Source organism: Streptomyces fulvoviolaceus (assembly GCF_000718165.1).
Lineage (GTDB): Bacteria > Actinomycetota > Actinomycetes > Streptomycetales > Streptomycetaceae > Streptomyces > Streptomyces fulvoviolaceus.
The window spans coordinates 55112-71428 of the sequence record NZ_JOEY01000038.1; the positions used below are offsets into that span (position 1 = coordinate 55112).

The following is a 16317-nucleotide window of genomic DNA, read 5'->3' on the forward strand; positions in this document are numbered from 1 at the left end:
CCGTGCCTGCTCCACAGGACGCCCGTATCGTCTCCGCCCTCGCCAACTGGGCCCCGCGCTTCACCACCAACGGCGTGATCGTCTCCGACTTCCAGGAGATCATCGGCGGTCTGGAACACTGGGGCCAGTGGTGCGCCGCCTGGTCGAGGGCGGCGTCCGGACACGAACGGCTCGGCCGCGACGCCCTCACCGAGGGCCGCGCCCGCTCGGCCGGCGAACACCTCGCCAGGGCCGCCCTCTACTACCACTTCGGGAAGTTCCTCTACTTCGAGGACCCGGACGAGGCCCGCGACACCCACCAGGCGGCGGTCCGCTGCCTGGACGACGCCCTGCCCCACCTCGACCCGCCGGGACGCCGCATCGAGATCCCGTACCAGGACGCCACCCTGGTGGGCATCCTCCGGCTCCCCGTCGGCCCGGGCCCGCACCCCGCCGTACTGATGATCCCCGGCCTTGACTCCACCAAGGAGGAGTTCCGCACCACCGAACGCACCTTCCTGGACCGGGGGTTGGCCACCTTCTCCGTGGACGGCCCGGGCCAGGGCGAGGCGGAGTACGACCTGCCCATCACCTCCGCCTGGGAGGAGCCCGGCCGGGTCCTCATCGACGCCCTCGCCGTCCAGCCGGGCGTCGACGCGGGGCGGATCTGCGTCTGGGGCGTCAGCCTCGGCGGCTACTACGCCCCGCGGGTGGCCGCCGGTGACGACAGGGTGCGCGCCTGTGTGGCGCTGGCCGGCCCGTACGACTTCGGCGCCGCCTGGGACCAGTTGCCGCCCCTCACCCGCGCCGCCTTCCGCCACCGCTCCCACACGCCGGACGAGTCCGCCGCGGCCCGCGCCGCCCGTGAGCTCACGCTGTCCGGCCGTACGAAGTCCCTCTCCTGCCCGCTCCTCGTCGTCACCGGCAAACGCGACCGTCTCTTCCCGTGGCAGGACGCCCGCCGCCTCGTCGAAGAGGCCTCCGGCCCCGCCGAACTCCTCGCCCTCGGCGAGGGCAACCACGGCTGCGCGAACCAGCCCGCACACCACCGCCCGTACACGGCCGACTGGCTCGCACGCACCGTGCTGCTCTCGCCGCCGCATCCTTCCTGAACTGTCATACGTCCCGGTGGTCGATGCCGAGCAGGCTCGCGGCGGCCCGGAAGTCGGCCGTGTGATGGCCGACCGCGAGAGACCAGTGGTGGCCCACGCCCGTCGCGCTCCACGCGTCGACCCACTCGCCGGGATCACGGCCGAAGTCCACCCGGCTGGTGGTGTTGCCGATCTCCAGCAGCGGACCGGGCACGACGGTGCCCTCGGAGGTGATGAACGACAGGCTGCCGTCGGCGTCCTGGCCGAGGCCGAGCAGGGTGACGGGCCCGTGCTGGACGTCGAACTCCACGCTGACGCCCCAGCCGCGCTTGCCGTGGTAGACACCGAGGCCGCGCAGCAGTGGGTCACGGGCGCTGACGGCGAGGTGAGCGGGCCCGTCGTGGCCCATCTCGACCACGCCGTCCTCGAAGTTCAGGGCCTGGATCTCGGTGAAGGAGCCCCCGGCGCCGACGCACTGGGTCGCCAACTGCGCGACGCTGGTGCGCAGTTCGTACTCGCCGGCCGCCGGCACGCCCCGGGCGGTGAGCAGGGAGGCTCCCAGGATCATGCCGGCGCCGAGCCGCTCGTGCAGCTCGCCGTCGAGACCGCGGTGGTAGTACGCGAGGGTGTCGAGGCCGAAGTCCTCGACGAGCCGGTCGAGGGCCACCGACACGGTCGCCCCCCACACGAAGTCCTCGTCCACCACGCTGTCATCGAGGGTGAAGACCTGCCGGGCGAGCGCCATCCGCTCCCGCGTCTCCGCCTCGGTCACCTTCTCCACCCGGTGCCGCAGATCGTCGACCTCCAGCACCTCGACGTGCGAGCCGAACGCCGCCGGAAGCAGCGTCAGGTCGGTCGACACGTCGAGCATGCCGGGATACAGATGCCCCATCAGCCCGTGCCGGGCATGCCGGAGCGCGGCCCGGACATGCGCGGCGCGGATCCACTGCTCGATCCTGCGCCAGGCGGACTCCTGGCGCAGCCAGCCCGACACCGACCGGAAGGGGATGCCGGCCCGGCGGAAGACGTTGCCGACCTCGGGTACGGAGCACTGCGCGCAGTACGCCAGCCAGGCACCCGTGTCGAAGGACGCGTGGTCCATCCGCTCGGACGGCTGCAGGTCGATGACCAGGACGGGCGTCTGTGAGCGCCGGGCGATCGGCAGCACCATCGACGAGGTCAGATACGTCGTCAGGAACAGCACGATCAAGTCGCAGTCCGCCCGGCGCAGTTGCTCGGCGGCGGCCGCTCCCTCCTCGGCGTCGGAGATGAAGCCGACGTCGGTCACCTCCGCGTCCATCCGCTGGAAGCGCTCGGCCACGTACGCGGACGACTCCCTCAACTGCGGGAGCAGCCCGGGGAATTGCGGCCAGTAGGCGCCGAGACCGCCCGCGACCAGTCCGATCCGGGTACGGCGGCGGGTCACCGGGGGGAGCAGCTCGCGCAGCGTGCCGGCGCGGTCCGCGGTGGCTGTCGTGGGTTCGGTCGTTGCCATGGTCGGTGGTCCTTCCGAGGTCCGGTTCGGATTCAGGTCCGGGCCACTCCCAGGTTCGCGGGGGTGTCGGCGGTATCAGGGGAACGCCGGATGAGGACCCGGACGATGTACACGCCCGCGACTCCCGAAGCCGCCATGCAGAGGGTGATCGACCAGAGCAGCAGGGACGCGCTGTACTCCATCAGCGCGGGCGTGACGAACGCGACGCCCGCGAAGACCCCGCGCGACAGGGCGTAGGTGAGGCCCTGGGTGGTGCCGCGGGTGTCCGGGGGCAGCGTGAGCTGCGACCACACCTTGTAACTGGCCTCCCCCGCGAAGGGGTTGGAGATCTGGTAGAGCACGAAGAAGACGAGCATGCCGACCAGGGCGCCGGCCGTGAGGGAGGCGATGCAGAAGGCGAGGACCTGCACGATCGTGAACACGTAGAACAGCCGGTCGCGCCAGGGGGTGTCGGCGATCCGGACGAAGACGAAGGTCAGCACCAGCGCGATCGGGAGGAAGGCCAGATTGATCCCGGTGGCCAGGCTCTGTGAGGCACCGCTGACCGTGACCAGCAGATAGGTGCCGAACTGGCCGAAGGTGTTGGCGCCGATGCCCCAGGTGACGTAGTAGACGAGGGTCGCGGCCATCGGCAGCAACGCGGCACGGTTCCACACGTTCTTGAGCTCGATGCCGCGCGGGGCGGCCAATGCGGCCGCCTCCTGTGCCACCTCCGCGTCCGACGGCTCGTCGGCCAGTTTCAGACGGGAGCGCAGCTGCCAGGTGACCAGCGCGGCGACGACCAGATGGCCGGTGATGAACCGCGCCCCGGTCATGCCGGTGTCCGACAGGACGTAGCCGAGGAAGATGACGACGACGATGCCCAGCACCCACATGACCTGGGTGAAGGATATGAGACGCGCCCGGCCGTCGGCGGGCGCGGCGTCCGAGACCACGGCCAGGGACGTCGGCAGATCGGCACCGGCCGCCAGCCCCGCGACGAGCACGCCGATGAAGAGCACGATGTCGTTCGGCGCCAGCGTGATGATGATCGCGCCCACCGCGTAGCAGAAGATGTCCAGGTTGTAGACACGGCGGCGCCCGAACATGTCGGCGAGCCGTCCGCCGACGAGGGAACCGACGGCGATACAGCCGGTGACGATCGCGCTGATCGCCCCCGCCATCCACACGCCCATGTCGTAACTGTCGCGGTAGATGGCCAAGTTGACGGCGATGCTGACGATGAGCGCGGCGTCGAGGTAGGAGGCCATGCCCGAGAGGGCCGCGACCTTCCACAAGTGCATGGGGATGGGCTGTTCCGGGTGATCCGAGGCAGGTGAGAATCGGGCCATGATGCGGCTCCTCGCGGCTCTGGGGCCGGGGTCGCAGTGAATATAGGGTTCAAAAAACGTTCCAACAACCCCTCTTGCGCGCATTCGCCTGAAGGTGCGACGGCCTCCTTCCCGGCCCTCGGATCCGGTGCGAACATGCGAGGTGGCTGACGACCGAGTCGACAAAAAACGTTTTTGATCCGTGAGGGTGCCCGAGCCGTACTCGGAAGGACCGCAATCGTGATCTCCCCCGCGCTGCAGCAGCTCTTCGACGCTCCGCCCCGGGACTTCGGGCCCACCCCGCTGTGGTGGTGGTCGGGCGCGAAGGTCACCCGCGACCGTCTCGCCTGGCAGATGCGCAGGTTCGCGGAAGGCGGCATCCACAACCTCGTGGTGATCAACCTCGCGCCGGCCGGCCCGAGTTTCGGCGCCCGGACCGACGACCCGCCGTGGTTCGGCGAGGAGTGGTGGGCCCGCTTCACCGACGCCTGCGAGATCGCCGGGGAACTCGGTACGCGCCTGTGGTTCTACGACCAGATCGGGTTCTCCGGCGCCAACGTCCAGGGGAGTGTCACCCGACGGCATCCCGAAGCGGCGGGGCAGGCCCTGCGCTCACGCCGGGCCGTGGTCGCCGGCGGCACGGTCGCGTTGCAGGGTTCGGAGACGCTGCTGGGGGTCTACGACGCGAATGGCGCACGGCTGTATGCCGAAGGCACCGAGCCCCCCGACGGAACCGAGGTGCAACTGGTCCTCGCCGTCCCCACTGCCTTCGACTACCTCGCCCCGCACGCCGTCGGCCTCCTGCTGGACGCCGTCCACCACGCGTACGACCGTCGCGTCCCCGACCATCTGGGCAACGTCATCGCCGGAAGCTTCCAGGACGAACTGCCGGGCACCAACTCCTGGAGCCGCCGCTTCCCCGAGGAGTTCGTCGCCCGCCGCGGCTACGACCTGCTCGACCACCTGCCGGCGCTCTTCCACGACACCACCGACGCCCGGGCCGCCAAGATCCGCGCCGACTACTACGCGGTCCGCGCCGAACTCACCGAAGAGGCCCTGTTCCGCCCGCTCGCCACCTGGCACGACGAGCGCGGCATGCTCCTGGGCTGCGACCAGAGCCACCCCGCACGCTCCGGCTACCCGGCCCAGTCCACGCAGATCTACTCGGACTACTTCCGCACCCACCGCTGGTACGGAGCCGCCGGCAGCGACCACCACGGCGATGCCAAGGTCCACTCCTCCATGGCCCACCTCTACGGACACGAGCGGGTCTGGATCGAGGCGTTCCACTCCTCCGGCTGGGGCGGCACTCTGGAGGAGACCTACGACTGGCTGCTGCCCTTCCTGCGCAGCGGCGCCAACCTGTACAACCCGCACGCCAGTTACTTCGGTACCGCCGGCGGCTGGTTCGAGTGGGCGCCGCCGTCCACGGACTGGCGTCAGCCCTACTGGCAGCAGTACCCCGCGTTCTCCCGGGCCGTCGCCAGGATCTGCTCGCTCCTGTCCTGGGGCACCTACAGCGCCGACGTCGCGGTTCTGCACCCCACGGCCACCATGCAGGCCCTCATCCCGCTGGACGCGCCCGTCAAGCACTTCGGCGACGGTCGCCTGGGCGAGGGCCACGCCGAGGTCGACGAGACACAGCGGCACTACCTGGACCTGTGCGGCACCAACAACTGGCTCCGGCCCCGGATCGGCACCCTGGACCGGCACCGCGTCTCTTTCGACGTCATCGACGACGCCTCGGTGCAGCGGGCCAAGGCGGCCGAGGGTGCCCTCCACATCAGGGACCTCGCGTACACCACTGTTCTCCTGCCTTCGGCGAGTGTTCTGGAGGAGGAGACGGCACGTCGGCTGACCGAACTGCTGGACTCCGGTGGCCGGGTGGTGGTCGTGGGCCGCGAGCCCACGGCGGCCGCCGGGTCGGCCGGTGACGACATCGTCGTAGCGGCGCTGTCGGCCCACCCGCGGCTGGAGCGGACGAGCGACGCCGAGGCCGGCGCGGCGGCGGTGGCCGACGCCGCCGGATACGCGACGGGCGATGTGCCCCTGCTCGTCAGAAGGAAGGGCGACGCGGCGGTCGCCCTGGTGACGGCGGCCTTCCCCGATGCCCGTGCGCATCCGCCGAGGGGCCACCACGAGATCGACCCCGCGCGCTACGCCCCGACTTCGTCCGTCACCGTGCGTGCCGTGGTCGCCGAGGCCGAGATCTGGAACCCGGCGACCGGCACCCGGCGTCCCGGACACGTCACCGTGTCCGACGGCGTCTCGACCATCGAGGTGCCCCTGGAAGGCGCCCCCGCCGCCCTCGTCGTATGGCGCGAAGGCACCCCGGAGGCGCGGAGGTTCACACCGCCACCGGAGTCGGCCCGGGCCATCGACATCTCGGCCGGCTGGGCGGGCCGCCTGGTTCCCACCATGGACAACACCTGGGGCGACCTGGCCCTGCCCGCGGGGGTGACCGTGGCCGAGCCGCAGACCTGGACCATGCGCTGGACCGAGAACGACGCCCCTTGGGAACAGACGCGGGTGACCTACGGCAACCGGGTGCGTGTCCTGCCTCCGGTGCCTTCGGCGCAGGCCCCCGATCCGTTGGACCGCGCGTCCGTCGAACAGGTCCTGTCCGGAACGCTGCCGCTCGCACCGGCCGACTGGGGCGTCTCCCTGTACTCGTCGAGCCGCGGCATCCCGGACCCGGAGGGCCTGCTCGGCAACAAGGGCCTGGTGCCGGAGGAGTTCGTGCGTGTCCCGGTGCCCGGGAACGGAAACATCGCCCGGGTCCGGACGATCGTGGAAACCGACCATCGCGGACCGGCCGACCTGTACGTCGGTGCGGCGGCGGCCAAGCGAGTGTGGTGGAACGGCGAACGGCTGGAGACGGGCAGCAGCGGCTATCTGGCGTCCGCACGGGTGGAGTTGGAGCGCGCGCGCAACGTGCTCGAGTACGAGCTGGCGGATGCCGAGGACCGGCCGTTGCTGATCTCTGGTGCCGCCGGGACGCCGTTGGGCAGCTGCTTCTGTCTGTCCCGTCCGGGCGGGTTCGCGCCGCGTCCGCAGTTCATGCGTCTGCCCGACGGCGTACGACCGGACGGCAGCGTGACCTACCGCGGCCGGGTGCGCATCCCACGCGACGGCGCGGAGGCGGTGCTAGTGGTCGGGGCCGCGGCGGGAGTCACCGTGCTGATCGACGGTGCCGTCGTGGCGCGGCAGGAGAAGGTGGAGTACTACGAGTCCAGTTGGGGCGCCGTGCCCATGTTCTTCCGCCATGAACTGACGCTCGGAGCGGGCGAGCGCGTGCTCGAGGTCGTGGCCGACAGCGCCCACGCACGGGACGCGGTGTTCGTCGACCTCGTGGCGGGCGCGGAGTCGACCGCGCTGGTCAGCGGTGCCGGCTGGGAGGCGGAGACGGGAGAGTGGCGCGGGCGTACCGTCGAACACGAGGGCCGCTGGGGGGAGTTGCAGCACTGTCTTGCCGCAGTACGGCCGCACCCGTTGCCGGACACCGAGTGGCTGACCGGTGCTCCGGCGCTCGGTGCCGCCGTGCTCCGGCTGCGGTCCACCGACGACGTCCGTGAAGCGGCCCAGCGCTTCCGCTTCACCGTGCCGTCGGGAACCGTGTCGGTCGACCTGCCGCTGGAGCTCCCCGGGTGGGTGCGGGTCGGAGGGGGCGCCGAACAACCGCTGAAGGGACAGGTTCTGACGCTGGATCAGCCACTGCGAGAACCCACGGAGATCGAAGTGGTCACCGCACCCACGGCCACGCTGCGGGGCGGCTCCGCCTGGAGTGGGCCGGTCCGCGTCCGCACCGTACCGGCACCGATGCCACTGGGGGACTGGCGCTCGCTGGGGCTGGCCGGTTGGAGCGGGGGCGTGACCTACGCGCGGGAGCTGGAGGTGCCGGCCGGACCGGACCCGGTGCTGGACCTGGGGCGGGTGCGTGGCAGCGTCGCCGTCTTCCTCGACGGGGAACCCGTCGGCGAGGCGTTCTGTGCCCCGTACCGCTTCGCACTGCCCGGCACCGCCGGGCGCACCGTCCGCATCGAGGTGACGGTCAACAACACCCTGGCCCCCTATCTCGCCGAAGCCACGCCGACCGCCTGGGCGTTCCCGTCCCAGCGCTCGTCGGGCCTGCTGGGACCGGTGACGCTCCGGATCCCCGGCTGAGCTCAGATACCGGAGTGAGGCCGCGTGGAGTCGCGTAGGACGAGGTCCGGTGCGAACACCCTTGCCTCATGGGCGTGTTCGGCCCGGGCCTCCACCTCGTCGAGCAGCATCTCCACGGCCGCCCTGCCGAGATCCTCGACCGGCTGCCGGACGGTCGTCAGGGTCGTCCCCACGAAGCTCGCGATGTCGAGGTCGCCGTAACCGACGACCTGTACGTCCTCGGGAATCTTCACGCCCCGCTCGCCGAGCCCGCGGCACAGGCCCGCGGCGAGGAAGTCGTTGGTGCAGAACACCCCGTCGGGCAGGTCGTCGAGCTCGCGGGCGATCTCCATGCCGTACGCCACCGTCATCTCCTCGGCGACGACCTGGCCCAGCCGCGCCGCACGCCGGCTGCGCACCGCCTGCCGGGCGCCCTGGTAGCGGTCGGCGCACTGGCGGATGCCCCGTTCGCCGTTCACGACGAGGATGTCGAGCGCCCCGCAGTCCAGGAGATGCTGCACGGCGATACGGCCTCCGGCGACGTCGTCCACGGAGACGGAGCAGCCGTCCTCGGCCGACATCGCACGGTCGGCCAGCACCAGGGGAATGCCGCGCTCGCGCAGCCGGGACAGCCGGGTGGGGTCGGCGCTGAGCGGCACCACCACGGCCCCTACGGCCCGTTGCTCGACGAGCATGGTGAAGTAGCCCTGCTCCCGATCCGGTTGATCCCCGCTGTCGCAGAGCACGAGGGAGTAGCCGTGGTCGTACGCCGCGTCCGCGGCACCCCGTGCGATGCGGGAGTAGAACGAGTTGGCCACGTCGGGCAGCACCAGACCGATCGAGGACGAGTGCCCGGTCCGCAGACCGGCGGCACCGGGATGCGGGACGTAGTCGAGCGCGGCAACCGCGTCACGGACCCGCTCGGCCGTGCGCGCGTTGACGCGCTCCGGTCGGTTCAGCACGTTCGACACCGTGGACACCGAGACCCCGGCGGCTGCCGCGACGTCCTGAATACGGGCGGGGCGAACCGGAATGACGTCCACCCCCTCACAGTGGCCGGCAGCCGTGCGACCAGGCACGACGTGGTCCTCAAGGCGACGTAAGTCTAACCCGACCGGGGTTGGAACGTTTTTGATGTTTTGCGAACCGTGACGGCGGTGCGGTTTCAAGTTTTACGGGGGAGCCGGGAACTCGACGGGGTCCGCGTCCGACTCGTAGGGAGGAGGCGGATTCCAGCTGCCTCCACCCCACACCATCGGCTCGAGGAGTTCGCAGTGCATCGTCCGACCTTGGTACGCAGCATGCGCCGTTCCGGCGTCGTCACGGCGTTCGCGATCGCGGTCGCCGTCGCCACAGCGGGTCCGGCCGCGGCCCATGCGGAGGTCGAGGCGGACGGCGCGCGGGCCCTCGACCAGAACGTCGAGCTGACCTTCTCCGCCGAGTCGGAGTCCGCTTCCGCCGGTATCAGCAAGCTGGAAGTGATCCTGCCCGAGGGCATCACGCCGGACGACATCACCTACAAGGAAGGCCCGGACGGCTGGAAGCTCGCCGCCACCAACCGGGGCTACACCGTCTCGGGGCCGAAGCTCGCGGTGGGCGAGGACGCCGAATACCTCGTCACCGTACGGCAGTTGCCGGACGCGAAGTCGCTGCTGTTCAAGACCCTGCAGACCTACAGCGACGGTCAGGTGGACCGCTGGATCGAACGGGAGGACGAGGGAGACGACGCCCACGGTCATGGTCACCCGGCTCCCCGCCTGGAACTGAAGGCCGCCGCGGCCGGCGCGAAGCTCGTGAGCCCCAGCCCGACGGAGGAGCCCACGACGGCCGCCCCCTCGCCCGCCGAGTCGGCGACCGGGTCCACGACTCCGCCGTCGGAGCCGACCGCGGACTCCACGGAGGACGACGGCATGCCGGTCGCCGTGCCCCTCGGCATCGGCGCGGGAGTCCTCGTGCTCGGCGGCGGAATCTGGTGGTTCAGGAGCCGCCGCACCGGGTCTGCCTGACACCGCCGGTCGGCTCGGTCCCGGCGGTCCTCCGGGGTCAGGTGAGCTCGATCAGCCCGAGCCGCGCCGCTTCGCTGACGGTGCCCGCTCTGTTCTCCGTGCCGAGCTTGCGGTAGATGCGGACGAGGTGGGTCTTCACCGTCGCCTCGGCCAGGAACAGGGTGCCGGCGATGGCCCTGTTGCTGCGCCCCTGTGCGAGGAGCCGTACGACCTCGATCTCGCGCTCGCTGAGCATGGGCGCCGGCTCGGCCGTGCGTCCGAGGAAACTGGCCGCGGCCTCCGGTGCCAGGGCCATGCCCCCGGCCGCGGCGGCGCGCACCGCGCGGAACAGTTCCTCGGGCGGACCCGCCTTGAGGACGTAGCCGCGGGCGCCGGCCTCCACGGCCCGCAGGACGTCGGCCTGACTGCCGTAGCTCGTGAGCACGACGACCCGGGTGCCGGGGGCGGCCGCGAGGATCCGGCGGGTCGCCTCGGTGCCGCTGTCCACCGGGCCCGTCTCGGACAGCCGCAGGTCCATGAGGACCACCTCGGGACCGAGCCGCTGGACCAGGCGCACCGCATCGGCGCCGTCGCCGGTCTCGCCCACGACCTCGAAGCCGGGTTCGCCTTCGAGGAGCGCGCGCAGACCGGCGCGTACGACGACGTGGTCGTCCACGATCAGGATCCGCAGCGGCGGACCGGAGGCCTCGCTCATCGGGCGCCGACCGGGACCCGGTCGGCGGCCCGCAGTGCCGCCCGGACACGGGAGCCCTGCCCGGGGGTGCTGTCGACGGTCAGTGTCCCGCCCAAGGCCTCCAGCCGTTCGCGGGCCGCGGCGAGTCCGAATCCGCGGTCGGTGTCCGACGTCCGTACGGCGGCCGGGTCGAAGCCCACTCCGTCGTCCCGGACCTCCACGGCCGCCGTCGCCTCGTCGCCGTAGGTCAGGGTGACCTGGATGTGTGCGGCCCGCGCGTGTTCGTACGCGTTGGCCAGGAGGCCCTGAGTGACCCGCAGCAGAGCCACGGCCCGCTCGGTGGGGAGGGAACACGCGTCGTGCTCGGTGCGGAAGGTGACCCGGGGTGCCCCGGCGGCGGTACCCGTACGGGCACACAGGTCACGCAGCGCCGACTCCAGACCGTCCTGGGCGAGGACGGGCGGGGTCAGGTCGTGGATGATGCCGCGGGTCTGCGCGAGATGCTCGCCGAGCGCCTCGGTCACCACCCGCACCTGCCGCCGGGCCGCGTCCGGACGGCGGTCCCAGTCCCGTTCGGCGGCCTGGAGCAGCATGCGGCTGCCCGCGATCTCCTGCGCGAGCGTGTCGTGCAGATCCCGTGCGATGCGGGCCCGTTCGGCGAGCCGCCCGGCTTCCCGCTGCTGCCGCGCCAACTCGTCCCGGGTGCCTGCGAGTTCGCGGGTCAGCTGCTGCTGTGTGCGGTAGAGGAGCACGGTGGCCCACACGGCGGCGACCGGCGGTGCCAGCACATCGGGGTCGAGGCCGTCGCCGGCCCGCATCAGAGCCGCCACCAGCAGGACCGTGATGACGCCCAGCGCCACCACTCGCTCCACGCCGGTCGGCATCCGCAGCGCCAGGAGGGCCAGCGGCACGGCCAGCCACGCGTACCCGAAGGTGAACGGCGCCGGGAGGGTCCAGGCCACCCAGGTCCACAGCGACAGGAGGAGGCCGAGCCAGACCGGCCGGACCCATCGGCCCAGCCGGCCCCACCGGGCCAGCCCGGCTGCGTACAGCAGGGCCAGCGCGGCGGTGGGCGGGGCGACGGACCAGCACAGCTCGTTGTTCAGCTGGAAGAGCCGGACGAGCGTGCCGGCGGCCGCGACCAGGAACACCAGGTGCGGGAGGTGCCGCGCCGACACGGAGGGCCGGCGCAGCGCGAGGGCGGTGGTGGGCACGGCTGCGGCTCCCTGGGGCGGGCCGGGCGGATGCGACAACAGGGCCAGGATTGTAAGCCGGGACCTGTGTGCTCGCTGTAAACGCCCAGGTGGAGCCGTACCCGCGCTGATGTCAGGCTCCCGGGTGCAGACCGAGCCAGCCCGGTGACGGGTCGCCCTTGACCTCGCCGAAGTACAGGGCGAAGGTCTGCTTCAGCCGCTCGATCGCGGCACGGTCCTCCATGAACCGCGGGAAGCCGTCCACGTTGGCGTTCGGGAACTCCCACACCGGCTTGAGACTCGCGTTCGGGGTGACGTCCGTCCGCACCGACCAGCCGTTGAAGCTCGCCTTCTGGCGCTCTTCGGAGAGCATCCAGTTCACGTACAGCTTGGCGGCCGCGGGGTGTGCCGACTGCTTCAGGATCGCGGCCCGCTGCCCCCACGCCATGAACGGGGCGCTCTCGGGCACCACCCACTTCGTCGTGGTCGACGTGGAGACCGCGCTGCCGGACGTGCCGACCCCGATGGTCTTCTGCTTGCCGCCCACGGCGAGACCGGGGGTGTGCGAGCCACGGGCGAACTGCGGCTGCTGCGCGGCGAAGTCGGCCACCCAGTCCCAGCCGTACTTCTGCTGGTACAGGGAGAAGAGGAAGAGCACCGCGTCGTCGTCGTGCGGGTAGGAGGAGGCGATGGCGTCCTTCCAGCGCGGGTCGACCAGGTCCTGCGGGGTCCTGGGCGCGTTGGCGCCGGCCGCCTGGATGTCGTACAGGAAGCTGAAGCCGATGACCGCGATCGCGGTCCACGCGCCCTCGGGGTCCTTGAACCCCTTGTGGACCTCGGAGAATCCGGCGGGCTTGTAGCGCAGCAGCCTGCCCTCGCGCTTCCAGCGGGTGAAGTCCTGGAGCGTCTGCAGCTGGACGACGTCGGGGACCAGGGTGTCGGTCGCGAGCTGGTTGTCGACGCGGACGTCGTGGTACTTGCTGTAGTCCACCACGGCCGTCAGCTCGACCTCGGGGAAGCGGGCGGCCCAGCCGGCCCGCACCCCGGCGGCCTGACTGTCGACGTCCCCGCCCTGGTAGAGGACGAGCTTGCCACCCTCGGCTATCGCCGCCTCGTAGAGCTCGTCGAGGGAGCGCGTCTCCTCGCGGACGCCGGTCAGCGACGAGGCGCCGACCGGGGTGGCACCCTGCGCGCTGGTCGCGACAGCCGTGGCCGCGCCGCCGAGCGCGACACCGGCCCCGGTGGCGAGCAGCCGACGCCTGCTGAAGTTACTGGGCATGGTGGGGGGTCCTCCTGCTGGTTCCGCCGCCACGTGCCGTACGCGGCGGCGCGGCAAGTCTCCCGTCGACACGATCCGTTCCGCGTCGTCCATCCGCAGCCTTCGGATTCAACCGTTCGATGGAACGGGCGAGAGGTCAGCCGGTCAGGGGATAGTGGCAGGCGGTGTGCCGGCCGGACGCCGTGGGGGCGAGCCGGGGGCGTTCCAGCGCGCAGCGCTCGCGAGCGTACGGGCAACGGGTGCGGAACGGACAGCCCGTGGGCTTGTCCACCGGGTTGGGCACTTCACCGGTGAGGATGATGCGCTCCCGGGGGACCTCGTCGGTGAGGGTGCCGTCGTCGATGTCCGGTACGGCCGACAACAGCGCCTGGGTGTACGGATGGGCCGGGTCCTCGTACAGCGCCTCCGTGTCGGCGAGTTCGACGATCTCGCCGAGATACATGACGGCGATCCGGTCCGACACATGACGGACCACACCGAGGTCGTGCGCGATGAAGACGTAGGTGAGCGCGAACTCCTCCTGGAGGTCGGCGAAGAGGTTCAGCACCTGGGCCTGGATCGACACGTCGAGGGCGGACACCGGTTCGTCGGCCACGATCAGCTTGGGGTCGGTGGCCAACGCCCGGGCGATGCCGATCCGTTGACGCTGACCGCCGGAGAACTCGTGCGGATACCGGTCCAGATGCGCGGACGCCAGTCCTACGACGTCGAAGAGCTCGGCGACCCGGCGGCGGACCGCGGCCGCGTCACCGTAGCGGTGCACCAGCAGCGGCTCGGCCACGATGTCCCCGGCGCGGCGGCGGGGGTTGAGGGAGGCCTGCGGGTCCTGGAAGACCAGCTGCATGCCCGGGCGCACGGGGCGCAGCCGGCGTGCGGACAGGGTGGAGATGTCCTGCCCGTCGAACTCGACCCGGCCGCCCGAGAGTTCGGTGAGCCGGACCAGGCAGCGGCCGAGCGTGGACTTGCCGCAGCCCGACTCGCCGACGATGCCGAGGGTCTCTCCGGTCCGCACCTCCAAGGACACGCCGTCGACCGCCCGGAGCACCTTGCGGCCCATGGGGTAGGTCTTGGTGACGTCCGTGGCGCGCAGCAGGACGTCGGCGTCCGGTCGAGTACTGCCTTCCACCGCCACGATGTCCTGTGTCGTCACGACGCCGCCTCCGTGTCCATGTCTGTTGCGGCGCTTGCTGATGAACGTGCCGTCAGCCGCAGTGCCGCGCGGTCGTCGGGCGGCAGCCAGCAGGCGTCGAGATGGGTGTCGCCGGACAGCGCGGGCCGCTCCTCGCACCGGTCGTGTCGCAGCCGGCAGCGTGGCGCGAACGCGCACCCCTCCGGAATGTTGCCTGGGGAGACGGGCATGCCCGCGATGGTGGGCAGTCGCCGCAGCCGGGCGCCGCCGACCCGGGGCACCGAGTCGAGCAGACCCCAGGTGTACGGGTGCCGCGGACCGTGGAACACCGCCCGGCGAGGCCCCTCCTCGGCCGCCCGGCCGCCGTACATGACCAGCACCCGGTCGGCGATCTGCGAGACCACGCCCATGTCGTGGGTGATGAGGACCACGGCCGAGCCGAGCCCGTTCAACTCCCTTATCAGATCCAGGATCTGAGCCTGCACGGTGACGTCCAGCGCCGTCGTCGGTTCGTCGGCGATCAGCAGCGCGGGGCTGCAGGAGAGGGCCATCGCGATGACCGCGCGCTGGCGCATGCCGCCGGAGAACTCGTGCGGGTAGGCGTTCACCCGTGAGGCCGCGTCGGGGATGCCGACGTCGGAGAGCAGCTGGACAGCACGGGCCTGCGCCTTCTTGCGGGACACCTGCTCGTGTGCCCGGATCTGCTCGGCGATCTGCCAGCCGACCGTGTACACGGGGGTGAGCGCGGTCATCGGATCCTGGAAGACCATGGCGATCTCCCGGCCCCGTATCGCCCGCATCTCCTTGTCGGGCAGGGCGAGCAAGTCCCGCCCACGGAAGAGGACTTCACCCGACACCGTCACGTTCGGGTTGGTCAGCAGCCGCAGTACCGCCAGCATCGACACGCTCTTGCCCGAGCCCGACTCGCCCACCACGCCCAGGACTTCGCCGGGTGCGACGGAGAAGGAGAGGCCGTCGACGGCCGTGACCGCGCCGGTGCGGGTGCGGAAGGAGACCCGCAGATCTCGTACGTCCAGCAGAGGCTCAGGCATGGCGGGCCCTCGGATCGAGTCGCGCGTACAGGATGTCCACGAGTGCGTTGGCGAGGACCACGAAGAACGCCGCGTACAGGACGGTCCCCATGATGACGGGCAGGTCCAGGTTCTGGAGGGCGTCGTAGGTGAGCTTGCCGATGCCGGGCAGACCGAAGACCACCTCGGTGAGCAGAGCGGCGCCGCCCACCAGCGCCCCGAAGTCCAGGCCGAACAGCGACACGATCGGGATCAGCGAGCAGCGCAGGGCGTGGCGGATCAGGATCCGGCGCTCGGACAGACCCTTGGCGCGGGCCGTGCGGACGTAGTCCTCGTTGAGGGCGGTGATCACCTCGCCGCGCAGGAGGCGGGCGTAGATGCCGGCGTAGAGCAGGGCCAGGGTCAGCCAGGGGAAGAGCATGTGCAGCGCCCACTGGCCGGGGTCCTGGCTCAGGCCGACGTATCCGGGCGGCGGTACCCAGGAGAACACCGAACTGTGCAGCTGTTTCTGGGTGATGAGGTTGACGACCTCGCCGAGCCAGTAGGCCGGCAGTGAGACGCCGACCACGCCGACGAGCATGATCAGGGGGTCGGCGGCCTTGCCGCGCAGGGTCGCCGCTGCCGTGCCCATGAGAATGCCGGCCGTCATCCAGATCAGTGCCGCTCCGATGACGAGCGACAGGGTGACCGGGGTGGCCTGCACGATCTGCGGGATCACGCGGGAGCCGCGGTTGACGAAGGACTCCAGGTCCCGGTCGATGAGCAGGTGACGCATCATCAGCAGATAGCGGATCGGCATCGGGCGGTCCAGGCCGAAGGAGTGCCGCACCTGGGCGAGCGTGGCCGGGTCGGCGTTGCGTCCCGCGATGCGTGCCGCGGGGTCGACTCCCGGAGTGGCGAAGAAGATCAGGAACACCAGCACGCTGATGGCGAACATCACCAGGAGGGCCGAGCCGAAGCGCTTGAGGGCGAAGGAGAGCAAGGGAAC

Annotated in this window: 12 protein-coding genes; 3 read left to right on the forward strand and 9 right to left on the reverse strand. The window is 71.2% G+C overall.

The annotated features are described in order from the left end of the window. The first annotated feature begins 2 nt into the window (after positions 1-2). Positions 3-1091 carry an alpha/beta hydrolase family protein gene (locus IG08_RS0135255; protein ID WP_043456038.1) on the forward strand — a complete coding sequence of 363 codons (1089 nt, stop codon included), beginning with the start codon at positions 3-5 and terminating at the stop codon, positions 1089-1091. Positions 1092-1095: 4 nt separating this feature from the next. Here IG08_RS0135255 and IG08_RS0135260 read toward each other — a convergent pair whose 3' ends face one another. Beyond that, positions 1096-2565, reverse strand: coding sequence for an L-fucose/L-arabinose isomerase family protein (locus IG08_RS0135260; RefSeq protein ID WP_030612271.1), 1470 nt, complete (start codon positions 2563-2565; stop codon positions 1096-1098). A 32-nt stretch (positions 2566-2597) separates the two neighbouring features. Next, positions 2598-3896 (reverse strand): MFS transporter, encoded by a 1299-nt coding sequence (locus IG08_RS0135265; protein ID WP_030612273.1) that lies wholly within the window; start codon positions 3894-3896, stop codon positions 2598-2600. A gap of 219 nt (positions 3897-4115) precedes the next feature. Here IG08_RS0135265 and IG08_RS0135270 point away from each other — a divergent pair, with 219 nt between their 5' ends. Then, complete coding sequence (locus IG08_RS0135270) at positions 4116-8039, forward strand: glycosyl hydrolase (RefSeq protein WP_030612275.1); 3924 nt, start codon at positions 4116-4118, stop codon at positions 8037-8039. Between the two features lie 2 nt (positions 8040-8041). Here the strand turns inward: IG08_RS0135270 and IG08_RS0135275 are convergent, their stop codons facing one another. Further along, complete coding sequence (locus IG08_RS0135275) at positions 8042-9061, reverse strand: LacI family DNA-binding transcriptional regulator (RefSeq protein WP_030612277.1); 1020 nt, start codon at positions 9059-9061, stop codon at positions 8042-8044. 231 nt (positions 9062-9292) lie between these two features. Here IG08_RS0135275 and IG08_RS0135280 point away from each other — a divergent pair, with 231 nt between their 5' ends. Beyond that, positions 9293-10024 (forward strand): DUF1775 domain-containing protein, encoded by a 732-nt coding sequence (locus IG08_RS0135280; protein WP_030612279.1) that lies wholly within the window; start codon positions 9293-9295, stop codon positions 10022-10024. A gap of 37 nt (positions 10025-10061) precedes the next feature. Here IG08_RS0135280 and IG08_RS0135285 read toward each other — a convergent pair whose 3' ends face one another. The 6 genes from IG08_RS0135285 to IG08_RS0135310 all read right to left on the reverse strand — a co-directional run bounded on the left by IG08_RS0135285 (position 10062) and on the right by IG08_RS0135310 (position 16311). Then, a complete protein-coding gene (locus IG08_RS0135285; RefSeq protein WP_030612282.1) occupies positions 10062-10718 on the reverse strand; it encodes a response regulator transcription factor in 657 nt (218 codons plus the stop codon). Then, positions 10715-11911, reverse strand: coding sequence for a sensor histidine kinase (locus tag IG08_RS0135290; RefSeq protein WP_030612284.1), 1197 nt, complete (start codon positions 11909-11911; stop codon positions 10715-10717). Before IG08_RS0135290 ends, IG08_RS0135285 begins: the two co-directional genes overlap by 4 nt. A 112-nt stretch (positions 11912-12023) precedes the next feature. Continuing rightward, positions 12024-13169: an ABC transporter substrate-binding protein gene (locus IG08_RS0135295; protein WP_030612287.1), complete on the reverse strand. Its 1146-nt coding sequence runs from the start codon at positions 13167-13169 to the stop codon at positions 12024-12026. A 136-nt stretch (positions 13170-13305) separates the two neighbouring features. Further along, on the reverse strand, positions 13306-14319 hold the full coding sequence (locus IG08_RS0135300; RefSeq protein WP_106981087.1) for an ABC transporter ATP-binding protein: 1014 nt from the start codon (positions 14317-14319) through the stop codon (positions 13306-13308). Continuing rightward, entirely contained in the window at positions 14316-15350 is a 1035-nt protein-coding gene (locus IG08_RS0135305; protein ID WP_030612292.1) for an ABC transporter ATP-binding protein, read from the reverse strand. Before IG08_RS0135305 ends, IG08_RS0135300 begins: the two co-directional genes overlap by 4 nt. Continuing rightward, positions 15343-16311 carry an ABC transporter permease gene (locus IG08_RS0135310; protein ID WP_030612295.1) on the reverse strand — a complete coding sequence of 323 codons (969 nt, stop codon included), beginning with the start codon at positions 16309-16311 and terminating at the stop codon, positions 15343-15345. Before IG08_RS0135310 ends, IG08_RS0135305 begins: the two co-directional genes overlap by 8 nt. Positions 16312-16317: the final 6 nt, after the last annotated feature.

Bases quoted from the DNA above. Each gene is read 5' to 3' on its own strand.
- IG08_RS0135285 (WP_030612282.1), bottom strand. From the start codon at position 10,718: ATGAGCGAGGCCTCCGGTCCGCCGCTGCGGATCCTGATCGTGGACGAC.
- IG08_RS0135260 (WP_030612271.1), bottom strand. From the start codon at position 2,565: ATGGCAACGACCGAACCCACGACAGCCACCGCGGACCGCGCCGGCACG.
- IG08_RS0135305 (WP_030612292.1), bottom strand. From the start codon at position 15,350: ATGCCTGAGCCTCTGCTGGACGTACGAGATCTGCGGGTCTCCTTCCGC.
- IG08_RS0135295 (WP_030612287.1), bottom strand. From the start codon at position 13,169: ATGCCCAGTAACTTCAGCAGGCGTCGGCTGCTCGCCACCGGGGCCGGT.
- IG08_RS0135265 (WP_030612273.1), bottom strand. From the start codon at position 3,896: ATGGCCCGATTCTCACCTGCCTCGGATCACCCGGAACAGCCCATCCCC.